The organism is Maridesulfovibrio salexigens DSM 2638, from assembly GCF_000023445.1.
GTDB lineage: Bacteria > Desulfobacterota > Desulfovibrionia > Desulfovibrionales > Desulfovibrionaceae > Maridesulfovibrio > Maridesulfovibrio salexigens.
The window spans coordinates 4077598-4091417 of the sequence record NC_012881.1 but is presented as its reverse complement, the minus strand read 5'-3'; the positions used below and the strand labels follow the sequence as shown (position 1 = coordinate 4091417).

Genomic DNA, 13820 nt, shown 5'->3' with positions numbered 1-13820 from the left:
TAAATAGAGTCGGTTAAACCTATTCAATGGCAGGTATAGTGGTCCATGATTATTACGTGTTCAAATTGCGAGACCAAATTCAATTTACCGGAAAGTAAGATTCCGGCAGGTGGAGCTAAGGTTAAATGCTCCAAATGCGGAAATATTTTTAAGGTAACTCCTCCCGCCGCCGAGCCGGAGGATGAAGTTGAGTCCATGCTTGAAGAGGAGCAGCCGAAAACTGCACCGGAACCGAAACCGGAACCCAAGCCTGAACCTGAGCCAGAACCTGAGCCAGAACCCGAACCGGAGCCAGAGCCTGATTTGGATGACCTCTTTGATGAGGCTGCTGATGAATTGAGTGAAGAGCTTGGCGAAGATCCGTTCGGTGATATCGGCACTGACGAGGCTGGTGAAACTTCCGCAGATGATTCTGACGACCTTGAAGATGACCTTTTCGGTTCTGATGATAATTCCGCTGATGCTGAAATCGGGGCCGACCTTTTTGATGACGATGATGATCCTTTTGCAGAGCCTGCCGCCGAGGAAGCTCCTGCGGAAGGAGATGATTTTGATATAGACGATGAGTTGTTCGGCAGCGATGATGATGCCGAAGAAGATTCCGTTCCCGCAGCCAGTGCAGAAGCCGAAGAGGAAAGTGATGACCTCTTTGACGATGATGATCTGTTCGGCGATGAGGATGACGGTGCTGATCTTACCGAAGACAATCTTTTCGATGATGATGAAAAGGTTGAGGAAGACGATGGCACCTTTGAAGAGGAAGATTTTGAAGACGGTGAAGATTTCGAAGAAGAGGACTTCGCCGATGATGATCTGGAAGAAGATGACGGCCTCGCACTTGATGATGGCGAAATAGCCGGGTTTGACCTTGATGATGAAGCTACCGGTTTTGATCTCGATGACAATCTCGACTCTCCCGCATCCAAGAAAAATGAGAAGAAAGGTAAAAAAGGGCTGATCATTACTCTGATTATCCTGATCCTTTTTGCCGGTGGCGCAGGAGCCGCATGGTATCTCAAACTTTGGGAAAGCCTGCCTTTCAGTATCCCCTTTGTCTCCTCTGACGATGCCGGAACAACCGATTCGAACGAACCGCCTTCCAAGAGGTTCAGTAAGTTCTCATTTAAGGATCTGCGCCAGTTCTACGTCAATAATGACAAGGCCGGACAGTTGTTTATCATCGAAGGTAAGGTTGTTAACAATTTCAGCCAGCCCAAAGAGCTGATTGAAGTTGAAGCACAGCTTTTTGATGATAAGGGACAGGTTCTTGATTCCAAGCGTCTGCTTTGTGGAAACACACTTTCCCTGTTCCAGCTGGAAGTGCAGTCCAAAGAAGAAATAGAGGCCGGACTTGGCTCCAAGGTCGGCATACTCTCCAACAACACTCTGCTCAAGCCGGGTATGGATACGCCTTTTATGGTCGTTTTCTTCAAGCCCTCGCCCGCAGTTAAAGAGTATGTCATCAACGTAGTAGACGCCAAGAATCCGCCTAAGAAATAGTTTTGCCTGTTCGGAATGAATTAATGGCGGGAGATTTGCTTTTGAGGCTAAATCTCCCGCCTTTTTATATGTGAATTAAATTTAGGGTATTCACCTATGAAAACTAAAGACGTTTTTGTTTGTACTAATTGCGGAGCGCAGGCCTTGAAATGGCAGGGCCAGTGCCCTCGCTGCGGAGAGTGGAACACTTTGCAGGAGAAGGTGGTTGTACGCCGCAAGGGTGGCGTAAGTCATGCTCCTGCCAATTCCTTGGCTGTTGCTTTGGCGGATATCCCTGTAGAACATACCGAAGCACGTTCAACCGGATTCAAGCCTCTTGATACTGTGCTTGGTAAGGGCTTTGTTCCGGGCGGAGCTGTACTTGTGGGCGGTGAACCGGGGATCGGTAAGTCCACTCTGCTGTTGCAGCTGGCGGCGGAGCAGTGCCGCATGGGTAACAAGGCGGTCTATTTTTCCGGCGAGGAATCTTTGGCCCAGATTCGGGGCAGGGCGGATCGTCTGGGTGTATTGCAATCCGGCCTTATGGCGGTGGCTTCTACCAATGCGGAAGAAGCTCTGTCTATTTTGGAGGCTCCGGAAAAGCCTGATCTGATGATCATTGATTCGGTGCAGACTTTGACATCTCCAAGGGCGGACGGAATCCCCGGAAGTGTCAGTCAGGTACGGGCGGTTTCCTCCGAGCTTGTGGAAGCAGCCAAGAAGACCAGCACTACCTTAGTGATTGTGGGGCACGTGACAAAGGATGGGCAGATTGCCGGACCGAAGCTGCTGGAACACATGGTGGATACGGTGTTGTACCTTGAGGGCGACCGCAAGCACATGATGCGTATCATGCGGGTTCTTAAGAACAGATTCGGTCCCAGTGACGAGCTTGTTGTCTTTTCTATGCGCCAGTCCGGTATGGAGATTGTTGAAGATCCTTCGACTCTTTTTCTTGGCGACCGTGATGATTCCTGTTCCGGTGCTGCTGTGGTCATGGCAATGGACGGACATAAGCCCTTTGCTGTGGAAGTACAGGCCCTTGCCAGCCGTACCGTGCTTTCTATCCCGCGCCGGACTGCATTAGGCTTTGATACCAACAGGTTGAACCTTATTCTGGCTGTGCTGGAAAAACGGTTAAATTTGAACTTGGGTCAGCTGGATATTTATGCCAAGATCGGCGGCGGCCTTGCCATGCGCGATCCCGGATTGGATCTGGGTGTGGTGGCATCAGTTTTGTCCTCGTTTTATGACCGTCCTTTGCAACCCGGAGCTGTTTTCTGGGGTGAGGTGGATTTAAACGGCCGCATTCGGCCTGCATCAGGCGGGGAAACAAGGCTCAAGCAGGCTCAACGATTGGGCTACGGACCTATTTTTCAGTCAGAGACTTGCCGGACTTTAGATGAGTTGCAGGCAAAGTTGTTCGGTCCTGAATAAGCTATTTAGGAAATTCTATGAAAAAAGTATTTTTGGTTGCTGGGGCTAGACCCAATTTGATGAAAGTTGCACCGATTTTCCGTGCAGCCCGTGATCTTGAGGGCGTTGAATGCCAGATGGTCTATACCGGGCAACATTATGACCGCCAGATGTCGCAGGTCTTTTTTGAGGACTTGGACATTCCTAAGCCCAAATTTAATATGGGCAAATCCACCGGAACCCATGCTGAGCAGACCGGAGCGATTATGATCGCTTTCGAGAAAATGTGCATGGAAGAAAAACCGGACCTTGTGGTTGTTGTGGGGGATGTTAATTCCACTCTGGCCTGCTCGGTGACTGCGCGTAAACTGCATATTCCGGTGGCCCATGTGGAAGCCGGACTTCGCAGCGGTGATATGGACATGCCTGAAGAAATCAACCGCATGGTTACAGATTCCATCAGCAATCTGTTTTTTACCACTGAAGATCACGGCCGGGAAAACCTGCTCCGTGAAGGTAAGGATGCGGATACGATCTTTCATGTCGGCAACGTTATGATCGATAACCTTTTCCACAATGTGGACCGCTTGGGACCTGAGGTCGTCGCTGACTACCAGAGCCGCGAGTTGAAGGAGAAGATCGGGCGTTATGGTTTCATGACCATGCATCGTCCCTCCAATGTCGATAACCGTGAGGTTTTGGAAGGTATTGTCGAGGCTCTGAATAAGATTGCCGAAGATTTACCCCTGCTTTTCCCCATCCATCCACGTACCGAGAAGATGATGGCCCATTTCGGGGTCTCTTTTTCTGAAAACGTGCATACCTTTCCTCCCCTTTCTTTCAGGGAATCCCTGTTCCTGTGGAAAGACGCGCAGGTGGTTATTACCGACAGCGGTGGATTGCAGGAAGAGACAACTGCTCTTGGCGTGCCTTGTGTAACCGTTCGTAAGAATACCGAACGGCCTGTCACAATTGAGAAAGGTACCAACGTGCTGGCCGGAATTTCCGGTGAGAACATCTTGCGAGAAACCGAAAACGCCCTGAAGAAGACCGGTAATCCGGCTCCGAAGATTGATGGCTGGGATGGTCATGCTTCCGAGCGTATCTGGAAAGTCCTGCTGGATTTCCTCAGCTAATTAGATTTTGTTGTAAGTTATAAAGTGAACCCGCTCCTGATGTTCAGGAGCGGTTTTTTTCGTTGTTTAAACAATGGAAAAATCATGGGTGCTCGTGTTAAGGTACGGCAGAAATTGAAAAAGGGGATTTTTATGCCATCCAGTGTTCGTTGTGTTATTGCTTCATTGATGTTTTTGGTTCTGCTTAGCAAATCGGTTTTTGCCTCCAGTATTTTTCCGCTGGAACCGCCGGACACATCAAGCCCTAGGGCAACTTTTTCCAGCTTTATCCACTATACTGATAAGCTTTACGAAGCGGCTACGGCTGCCGAGGAAGATTTGTTTCTTGAAAGAGAGTTTATGCAGCGTGCTGAGCGGTGTTTTGATTTCAGCACGGTCCCGCCTAGTCTTCTTAGTGATGTGAGTGTCGAGTCTGTACTCAGGCTGAGGGAGATTCTGGATCGCATCGAATTGCCGGACCTTGCCGATGTCCCTGATAAATCGGAAGTAAAGAAACAGAATATTCTGCTTTGGCGTCTCCCCCATACAGAAATCACTATCGGACGTTGCCCGGACGGCCCTCGTATGGGTTCCTATTTGTTCACTCCTGAAACGGTTAGGCGTTTAGAAGAATATTACGATGAAGTGAGCCATCTCCCTTACCGTAGTGATAAGGGTGAAAATTATACTGGGTTTTATGAGCAATATATTTATTCGTCCGGCTGGATGATACCGGATGGATTTTTAAAGAAACTGCCTGAATGGATGAAGGATGGTTATCTGGGACAGGCTGTCTGGCAATGGATTGCAATGGTAACCATTCTTGTGCTGGGAGACCTCAGCATGTGGTTCGTTTGGCTATGGCATAAGAAACAGAAAGGCAGGGTCCGTAAGTGGAATTGGCGATGGGAAAGATTGTTGTTTCCGCTTTATGCCATGTTCATCTGTGTTGTACTTGAGTACATCATAGATGAGCAGATCAATATTACGGGCGATGTGCTTTCATGGGTATCCATGATGTTGAAGTTCCTTTTTGCCATATTCGCGGGTGTAGCCATCATTATAGGTGGTGATGTGGTTATGCGCGGCATTATCCATACTTCCAAGATCAAGGAAGAGGCTCTCGATGCTGATGTGATCAGGCTTGGGTGTCGACTGGTTACATTCGGACTTGTGTTTGTGCTTTTCTACAATGCGGGTAGCTATTTCGGTATTCCGGTTACGGCTATTTTTGCTTCGGCAGGTATTGCCGGTGTTGCTGTAGCCCTTGCTGCCCGAGAAACTTTGGCTAACTTTTTCGGCGGAGTTTCCATCTTTCTGGACCGCCCTTTCAGGGCGGGAGATTATATTGTCCTAGATAACGGGGATCGCGGGGAAGTTAAAGCTGTCGGCATGCGCAGTACACGGATTCAAACCCGTGATGACATAATGATCACAATACCAAACTCGGTTATCACCAATGGTAAGGTGGTGAACCAAAGTCGTCCCCATCCGCATTTCAGGGTACGCATTAAACTCGGCGTAGCATACGGTAGCGATGTTGATAAGGTTGAAGAGTTACTGATGATGTCAGCGGAGAAAAACGCGCTGACTATCAACGAGCCTGCTCCTCGGGTCCGTTTCCGCAAGTTTGGTGATTCAGCACTTGAGTTTGAGTTGCTTTGCTGGGCCGCACGTCCCCATGACCGGGGGAGGCTGATCCATGAACTCAGTCGTGATATTTATAAGACTTTCAATGCTGAAGGAATCGTAATTCCGTTTCCACAGCAGGATGTGTATCTACATAAGGTCGAGGATTAACTCCATGAGTAGTGAAAGAAATGTCCTGAAGTATCGCGGAAAAGTTTTTAGGGGAGATAGAGAGAAACTTAACGGTCATCGGTCTGCGGTTTTTTGGTTCACAGGTCTTTCCGGTTCCGGGAAATCTACCATTGCCCATGAGGTGGAAAAAAAACTCTTTGACCTGTCCATGAGGGCTTATGTTTTTGATGGTGACAATGTTCGTCACGGATTATGTGGAGATTTAAGCTTTTCTCCGGCTGCCCGAACAGAGAATATCAGGCGTATTGCAGAAGTCTCGAAACTGTTTACAGAGAATGGGACAATCTGCATGTGCGCATTCATTTCCCCACTAAAAAAATATCGCCAGATGGCCCGCGAGATTATTGGGAAAATGGATTTTTATGAAATTTATATAACCTGTCCACTGGAAGTTTGCGAGAGACGGGATGTAAAGGGGTATTACAAATTGGCCCGTGAGGGTAAAATTAAGAATTATACGGGTATATCAGCATCGTATGAAACACCGGAAGCCCCCGATTTGGTAATTGATACAGATAAGGAAACTCTTGAAGAGTCAGTTGGAAGGGTAAAAGAGTTTATTCTAGGTAAGATCAGTTTTTAATCGGCAAAGATTATGAAAAAAAGAAACTCCCCGCGATATTATCACGGGGAGTTTCTTTTTAGTACTTAATTACAGCTCCGGACCAACTCAGTCCGATCCCGAAGCCGAAGAGCATGATCGTGTCTCCTCGTTTCAGCTTGCCGCTTGCTTCGGCCCGCTTAAGGGTAATGGGTATGGTGGAGGAGGTGGTGTTGCCTACTTCATAAAGGTCTATGATCATTTTCTCTTCCGGGATATCTAGTTTGTCCGTAAGAGATTCAAGAACCTTATTGCTGGCCTGATGGAAGACGAAAAGGTCGATTCCATCCATGCCTGTTCCGGCCTGATCTGCAAGTTTCCTGATTTCAGCCGGAATGGTTTTCACTGTGAATTGAAAAACCTTAAATCCATCCATCTGCATGTCTGGCTTAGCGATAGGAGCATCGGGGTCTTTACCTGTTACAACGCTGATTCCGGAATTGAGACAGCGTATTGATTCACTGCGGCTTCCGTCAGTTCCAAAGAGAAATGACGGGGCTGTTTCGGGCTTATCGATAATTGTCGCAGCTGCACCGTCTGAGAATATAAGGAAAGATGTCTTGTTTTCCGGGGCAATTGTTTTGGAGTAATTGTCGACAGTTACAAAGAGAACCCGTTCAGATATTCCGGCAGCCAAGTAGCCGTAGGCAATGGAAAGTCCGTAACAATAGCCGCTACAGCCGAGGCTTACATCAAAGCATTTGGTCGATGAAGGAAGACCGAGTTCGTGTTGCAGACAGGCGGAAACATGGGGTAGCAGTTGGTCCGGGGTCTGGGTACAGACGATCAGTGTATCCGGAAGTTCTTCGTCTGACAGCCCGGACAAAACTTTTGACGCGGCTTTGTGGGCCAGCTGCATGGTGGTTTCGTCTTTAGCTGAGTGGTGCAGGTAGCGCACACCTGTTTTGGGCAGTGAATTGCTGACATGCCAGTGAGGTTTGGTTTTATCCAGTTCATGGCAGTCGATGATATTTTCAGGGAGATAGTATTCTATATTATTGATAAAGCTGTTCATTGCTCTTGCAACTGTATTGCGCTTGTTGTCTTCAAAAGAAGGTAGTTAAGGATAAAGTAGTATCGGGTATGAAATAGGCCGGGGATGCTTCTAATAGCGAGATTTTATATGCTAGGCAAGCTTACAGGGCAAAATAATATACCTTCTCTGGTGTACATAAAATGTCCGGCATATCAATAATATGCCGGACATATATAATAGGTGTCTGTAATGCAGGTAATTATTGGCTTTCGTTGATTGTCTTAATTGCGTTTGGAAGGAATATAGAGAAAATATCATGAAGTCCGGCCATTAGCTTCCCAGCATTGTCGCCTGTATTGCTCATGTCTTTTTTTTGTTTGGATGTATAGTTTTTGGCGTAAAGCAGTTTGTTATTCTTAGTGACCATGCCATCCAGACGGACTTTGTAATTCATTTCAAGCTGACCGGGGCGGTTGATATAAACCTTGTTAGCGATACCGGTGATGATGAAAAGGTCTCCCGCTTCATCCATGGTTTCAAAATATTCTACATCCAGACCTTCAGCTTTGAGCTGTTTGTAGAGCGACTGTCCCATCCAGGTTCCAATGTCTATTGAAGGGTAGTACGTAAAAAGTTTGCTTTGACCAATTTGCTTGATAGGCTTGCTTTCTGTAAATTTTACAACCGCGATTTTGACGTGACAAGGTGGGACATCAATATCAATCGGCTTGTAGGATAATTGAAGTGTTGTGTCTTTCATTTTTGTGTCGTCGGAAAGACCTGTATTGGGGCAAACAAAAATGATTAAGAGTAGAGTCACTAAATACAGAGTCTTTTTGCTCATGGTTTCTCCCGTGTTATTTGGTGTTCTGGTTGTGAAAATGTACTTAGTATCAATTTAATTGATCTACGTTGTTTTTGTCAAAGTTGTTTTTCTGGAGAGTCTGTCTTGATGCGAAAACTTGACCGGGGCTACGTGCTGGTTTAATTGCAAGCTGGCTGTGAGTATTTTGGGGGTGGTCGTTATTTCCTGTTTACTTAGTCTGGACTTTATAGGGTGGGTGTGCTCTATTTCCGTGCCTTTTGGCAGTCATGATCGTTTGAAACAAGATTTGTGAGCTTTTTAAAGTGAAAGATATATCATCAATTAATCCTAAGAAAATACTTGTCTGTCAGTTGCGCCAGATTGGCGATGTTGTGTTGGCTACCCCATCTGTTTCCCTTCTCCAAAAAAAATATCCTGATGCTGAAATTCATGTCCTGACAGAGGGCAAGTGCACTCAAGTATTTGATAATAATCCGGCAGTCAGCCATGTCTGGGCTATTGATAAAAAGAAGCTTCGTAATCCGTTGAAGGCCTTGGCCTTTTATTGGAGAGTTGGTCGATCCGGATATGACCTTATTGTAGATTTTCAGCAGCTTCCCCGTTGCCGGTGGGTTGTGTTGTTCAGTGACGCCCCGGTTAAACTCGCCGATATGCCGCCATGGTATAACCGTTGGCTGTATACCAATTGGCCTGAATATATTCCGGGGGGCTACGCAGCTATGTACAAAGCCGGAGTGCTCAAACCGCTTGGTATTGAGTGGAATTCAGAGCGTCCAAAAATTTATACTTCAGATGAAGAGCGTGCTGAGGCAAAAGACTGTCTTGATATGCTTGGTGTAGCTGATGATGAACCGTTGATTACAATTGATGCATCCCACAGAAGGCATACCCGTAAATGGCCTGAAGAGTATTACGGAAAGTTAATCCGACTAATCGCGGAGCAACGTCCAAATTTTAAGTTTTTTCTGCTTTATGGCCCTGGCGAAAAAGATGTTGCCATTAAGGTAATGGAAGAGTCCGGGGTGGCCGATAAGTGTGTCATGGTTGACAAACCGGGGTCTTTGAGACTCATGGCTGCCTTAATTGAGCGGGCGGTTTTGCATATAGGTAATTGTTCTGCTCCGAGGCATTTTGCTGTTGCTGTCGGTACACAAAGTATAGTTATGCCCGGTTCTTCTGGAAGTTGGATTTTTCCTTCACCTGAACACGAAGAGGTTGTTGCTGGTATTGAGTGTGAGCCTTGCGGCAAAGAGAAGTGTGATCGGGGTGATTTGGCCTGCCTGACGAAAGTTCTGCCTGAAGATGTTCTTTTAAGGGTTTTAGATAGAGTGTAAACCTGCTACAAGAGGATTCTCTTGAGTGGAAAGTTGGGACTTATCCTTTTCAAGTGCTTTAATAATTGAATAAATGGGTAGATGACAAAGCGTATGGTTTATGAGTTTTTCGTAAACCGAATCTTGAAAGGGATTTGGTGTCAATTCAAATGGGGGGCATACAGCCTTACCGATCCGATTTTCTATTTGTTTCTTTCTTTCGGTTTTGTAGGTCTATATGTTCCTGAGCCGGATCTTCAACTTTCTTTGAACCTGTTGTTCTTGAAAGCTTTGTTTGAGGAGTTTTTTTTCAGGTTTTTGCTGCAGGAAGGAATTGACCGACTTTTTAAGTATCGGTGGAGACTGGGGCCATTAAGTCTGGCTAACTTTTCGGCATCGTTGACGTTTGCTTGTGTGCACTTAATACATCAACCTCCCCATTGGGCTTTGCTTACTTTTTTTCCGTCCTTGGCTTTTGGATATATATGGCAGAGATACCGTAGTATTGTTTCGGTTACCCTAATCCATTTTGCCTATAATGCATTTTTGTTTTATCAGTTTATGTAATCTTGGCCGGAGCAGGGAAAACTTGACTGGCTTTTGCAAGTGTAGGATGTTTGCTGAGATATAACTTTTTTAGTTGTTAGAATTTTAGGGATTGTCGGCTGGATAGTCGAAAATTCTATGCAGATAAAAATGATTTTTACCGGATAACCGGCGGAGCTTATGGCGCTGAATATGCTGAATAAATTTTGTAAGTTTTTTGTGGTCCTGTTCTTATCCATGTTTCTCATGGTTTCCGCTGCCGCGGCTCAGCCTGAAGGTGGTGATGGTGTTCACGCCAACCTTGAAAGTATCGCTTTGGATGAGTTTGTGAAATTTGTAGGGCGTTATACAGGGCGCAATATAGTTTTCAATAAAGAATCATTACCAAGGACTTTTGTAAGCATTTACGCAGGTCAGTCTCTTACCGAGCCAGAGCTTATGGCCGTATTTCAGCAGGTGTTGAGTGGGTCTGGTTTTCATGCCGTGACCAGAGACAATGTCACTTATGTTTTGCCCATCAGAGATGCCAAAACAATCTCACCAGAAATTAAGGCTGCTCCATCGAAAGGGAATGGTGAAGAGATAATTACTTCAGTTTTTCAGCTTGCAGGCAAGATGGACCCGGCAAAAGTTCAGGCTGTCCTGACTCAGGTAAAGTCTCGTATAGGAACGGTAACTTCTGTCCCAATGGCCGATGCGGTTATGGTTATGGATTTGCAAGATAATGTTAATAAGATGAAAAAACTACTGGGTATCTTGAAAAGAGCAGGGGCGCAGCAGGAACATACACTTATTGAGCTTGAAAAGAGCAATTCCAAGACTGTGGCTACAAAATTGACCTCTTTTTATAAGAAACTTTTTACTTCTGGAAAAACAGGTGCTCCACCTGTAATTGAATCTCTTGATTGGGCCAATAGTCTTCTTGTTTCTGGTTCTAGCGACCAGATAGATACGATCAAAAGCCTTATAGGAAAACTTGATCGGACCAGTGAATCCTATTCCAAGATGAAAATATATAGGCTTCATAATATTGAAGCCGTTGTTGCTGGTGAGGTATTGAAAAGTCTTATTTCTGGTGGAGGAATTCCTTCGGAGGGAAATTCAAAGAATTCAGTAGCAGGTGATTCTGCCGCGAAAAGTTCTTCCAGCAGGGACACAAGCTCGGCCTCTTCCAACGATTCCGGAGGAGTTCAGGTCTCCGCAGATGAAGCAACAAATACTCTTATTGTTATGGCTCCAACGGATCAACTTTCCCAAATTGATAACTTTGTAGAGCAACTGGACCAGGCACAAGACCAAGTTTATATTGAAGCTCTTGTTCTTGAGACGACTTTAGATCATGCTAAGGAATTCGGGGTTGAATGGCAGGGCGGAATTGATCTTGGGGGGAGTGTCGCTACTTTGGGATATACTAAAGCAAAGGATAGTAATCTTTCCGCTTACGCGTCTAACCCTTCGAATGTTCCTGGTGGGTATTCCATGGGGGTTTTGGGCGATACCATCTCTTATGCAGGTAGAAGCTTTCCCACTATTGGAGCTTTGGTGAACTTTACCAAGTCTGCCACTGATTTTAATCTTATATCTGCTCCTCAGATCATGACTCTGGATAACGCTGAAGCCGAAATTTTCGTCGGTCAGAATAGACCATACAAAACAGGGCAAAGTTCGACCAGCGGTGATGCGGTTGTTTCAACTTACGAATATAAGGATGTTGGTATCAAGCTTAAGATCACTCCGAGAATCAATCGTGAAGATGGGTTGGTTAAGCTGAAAGTCTATCAGACTTATAATACTGTCTCTGAGGCCAGTACTACAGAGTTGCCGATTACAAATGACCGTAAGACCGACACTACAGTACTCTTGGCTGATGGTTCGACCATGGTTATCGGTGGATTGATCAGAGCTGACCATACCCGTACTGAGGCAGGAGTTCCCTATCTTTCTGATTTGCCTTTATTGGGTTGGCTTTTCAAGACTACTAGTAACAGCGGAAATAAGAATACACTGATGGTTTTTCTTTCCGCACGCATTATACAGACCACTGAAGGTCTTGAAGCCTTGAGTAAAGCCAAAATGGATAAATACAGAAATCAGCGTAATCGAATTAGTAATTTCATTGATGAAGAGTTTAGCACTCTTGGTAGCGATTCTAAAAAATCCGATGATAAAACACCTTCTATCTCAGATGGTTTATAGAGCGTAAAGTTGAGTAATATATATGATCTCAATTTAGTCCCACGAGAAGTAGTGGACCTTTTTTTGACCTTTCCTCAGCGTAATGAGTTTATACCCGTTGAAGTCAGGGATAAACAAATCAAAGTGCTCCTTCAGAACGAGGCTTCTTTGCCTATGGCAGACTTTTTGTCATGGAAGCTGGGAAAAAATGTTGTTTCTGAAATTGTATCCGAGGAAGAGTTCTTTCCGCTACTTGAACAGGCTCTTACTGTCTGGGAAGAAGAGAGTGCTATTGAGTCTGATTCCGATGACTCCGAAGGCGAAGATGGGCAGGATTTGTTAGGCTGGTCTCATGACGATGCTCCCATCGTCCGACTAGTTAACAAGACTTTGCATCAGGCCATTTCCACTGGTGCCAGTGATATCCATTTCGAGGGTCAGGGCAATGGTTTTGTTGTCCGTTATCGTCAAGATGGAGTGCTTAAAGCTGTAAAACGCTTAGATAAGGGGCTTCAACCTACTGTTATTGCCCGTATTAAGGTTATGGGTGAGATGGATGTGGCCGAGAGCCGCAAGCCGCAGGATGGACGTATTTTTCTCAAACTCGGACAGAAGGAAGTTGATGTCCGTGTTTCCACAATTCCTACCATGAGTGGGGAAAAGGCTGTCCTTCGTGTACTGGATCGCTCTAAAAATATTCTTAACCTTGAAGACCTTGGCCTCAAAGGCCCAGATCTTGAGTTGTTCAGAAAAGTTCTTGCCCAGCCCCACGGTATCGTGCTTGTTACCGGGCCGACTGGTTCTGGTAAAACTACCAGTTTATATGCCGGTCTAAGTGAGCTTCCACGTGATGACAAGAATATTGTTACCGTAGAAGATCCCGTTGAATACCAACTTTCCGGGGTCAATCAGGTTCAGGTCAATAAGGCTGCAGGCATGACCTTTGCGACTACCATTCGTTCCTTCCTTAGACAGGACCCGGACATTATCCTTGTAGGTGAGATTCGAGATCAGGAAACTGCAAGCACTGCGGTTCAGGCTTCACTTACCGGTCACCTTGTTTTGTCCACCTTGCATACTAACGATGCAGCCACTGCAGTCACCAGAATGCTCGATATGGGAATTGAGCCCTTTCTGTTGGCATCTTCTCTTTCTCTTGTGCTTGGTCAGCGTTTGGTTCGCGTTAATTGTAAACATTGTTCCAGAAAAGTAGAAGTGTCCGAGAATACCTATAAGCTTTTTGAGGAGACAGCTGGTCTTCCTTCCACTCAGACAGCCGGTGCCGGATGCGAGCATTGTAACTTCACTGGCTTCAGCGGGCGTCGCGGTGTTTACGAGCTTATCCCGGTTACAGAGGATATGCGCGGGCTGATTATGGAAGTTGCTTCTTCAGACCAGATCAAGGCTTACGCTAAAGAAATGGGCCGTGAAACTATGGTCGATCATGGTATTCGTCTTGTTCGTGAAGGTGTTACCACTCTTGAAGAAGTTGTTCGAGTTACTAAGCTTTAATCCAATTAATTTTTCGCCAAAGACTCATAGGTGTATTGTT

The 13820-nt window shown here is 45.8% G+C and carries 11 protein-coding genes; 9 read left to right on the top strand and 2 right to left on the bottom strand.

All coding sequences use genetic code 11. The features are described from left to right. Positions 1-45: 45 nt before the first annotated feature. The 5 genes from DESAL_RS18625 to cysC all read left to right on the top strand — a co-directional run bounded on the left by DESAL_RS18625 (position 46) and on the right by cysC (position 6414). Complete coding sequence (locus DESAL_RS18625; protein ID WP_015853519.1) at positions 46-1500, top strand: DUF3426 domain-containing protein; 1455 nt, start codon at positions 46-48, stop codon at positions 1498-1500. Positions 1501-1596: 96 nt separating this feature from the next. Continuing rightward, positions 1597-2916, top strand: a complete 1320-nt coding sequence (gene radA, locus DESAL_RS18620) for a DNA repair protein RadA (RefSeq protein ID WP_015853518.1) — start codon at positions 1597-1599, stop codon at positions 2914-2916. A 17-nt stretch (positions 2917-2933) separates the two neighbouring features. Continuing rightward, a complete protein-coding gene (gene wecB, locus DESAL_RS18615) occupies positions 2934-4031 on the top strand; it encodes a non-hydrolyzing UDP-N-acetylglucosamine 2-epimerase (protein WP_015853517.1) in 1098 nt (365 codons plus the stop codon). Between the two features lie 132 nt (positions 4032-4163). Next, positions 4164-5810, top strand: a complete 1647-nt coding sequence (locus DESAL_RS18610; RefSeq protein WP_041722369.1) for a mechanosensitive ion channel family protein — start codon at positions 4164-4166, stop codon at positions 5808-5810. Between the two features lie 4 nt (positions 5811-5814). After that, complete coding sequence (gene cysC, locus DESAL_RS18605) at positions 5815-6414, top strand: adenylyl-sulfate kinase (RefSeq protein WP_015853515.1); 600 nt, start codon at positions 5815-5817, stop codon at positions 6412-6414. Positions 6415-6472: 58 nt separating this feature from the next. On the opposite strand, the gene DESAL_RS18600 is transcribed toward cysC, so the two are convergent. Both DESAL_RS18600 and DESAL_RS18595 read right to left on the bottom strand, forming a co-directional pair. Then, the gene (locus DESAL_RS18600; protein ID WP_015853514.1) at positions 6473-7447 is read right to left on the bottom strand and encodes a 3-oxoacyl-ACP synthase III family protein; all 975 of its coding nucleotides are present in this window, start codon (positions 7445-7447) and stop codon (positions 6473-6475) included. 220 nt (positions 7448-7667) lie between these two features. Continuing rightward, the gene (locus tag DESAL_RS18595) at positions 7668-8252 is read right to left on the bottom strand and encodes a hypothetical protein (protein WP_015853513.1); all 585 of its coding nucleotides are present in this window, start codon (positions 8250-8252) and stop codon (positions 7668-7670) included. Between the two features lie 284 nt (positions 8253-8536). On the opposite strand from DESAL_RS18595, the gene DESAL_RS18590 reads away from it, so the two are divergent. The 4 genes from DESAL_RS18590 to DESAL_RS18575 all read left to right on the top strand — a co-directional run bounded on the left by DESAL_RS18590 (position 8537) and on the right by DESAL_RS18575 (position 13780). Next, on the top strand, positions 8537-9568 hold the full coding sequence (locus DESAL_RS18590) for a glycosyltransferase family 9 protein (protein ID WP_015853512.1): 1032 nt from the start codon (positions 8537-8539) through the stop codon (positions 9566-9568). An 81-nt stretch (positions 9569-9649) separates the two neighbouring features. Beyond that, positions 9650-10114 carry a JDVT-CTERM system glutamic-type intramembrane protease MrtJ gene (gene mrtJ, locus DESAL_RS18585; protein WP_015853511.1) on the top strand — a complete coding sequence of 155 codons (465 nt, stop codon included), beginning with the start codon at positions 9650-9652 and terminating at the stop codon, positions 10112-10114. 159 nt (positions 10115-10273) lie between these two features. Continuing rightward, positions 10274-12289: a type II secretion system secretin GspD gene (gspD, locus tag DESAL_RS18580; protein ID WP_015853510.1), complete on the top strand. Its 2016-nt coding sequence runs from the start codon at positions 10274-10276 to the stop codon at positions 12287-12289. Positions 12290-12340: 51 nt separating this feature from the next. After that, complete coding sequence (locus DESAL_RS18575; protein WP_015853509.1) at positions 12341-13780, top strand: GspE/PulE family protein; 1440 nt, start codon at positions 12341-12343, stop codon at positions 13778-13780. Positions 13781-13820: the final 40 nt, after the last annotated feature.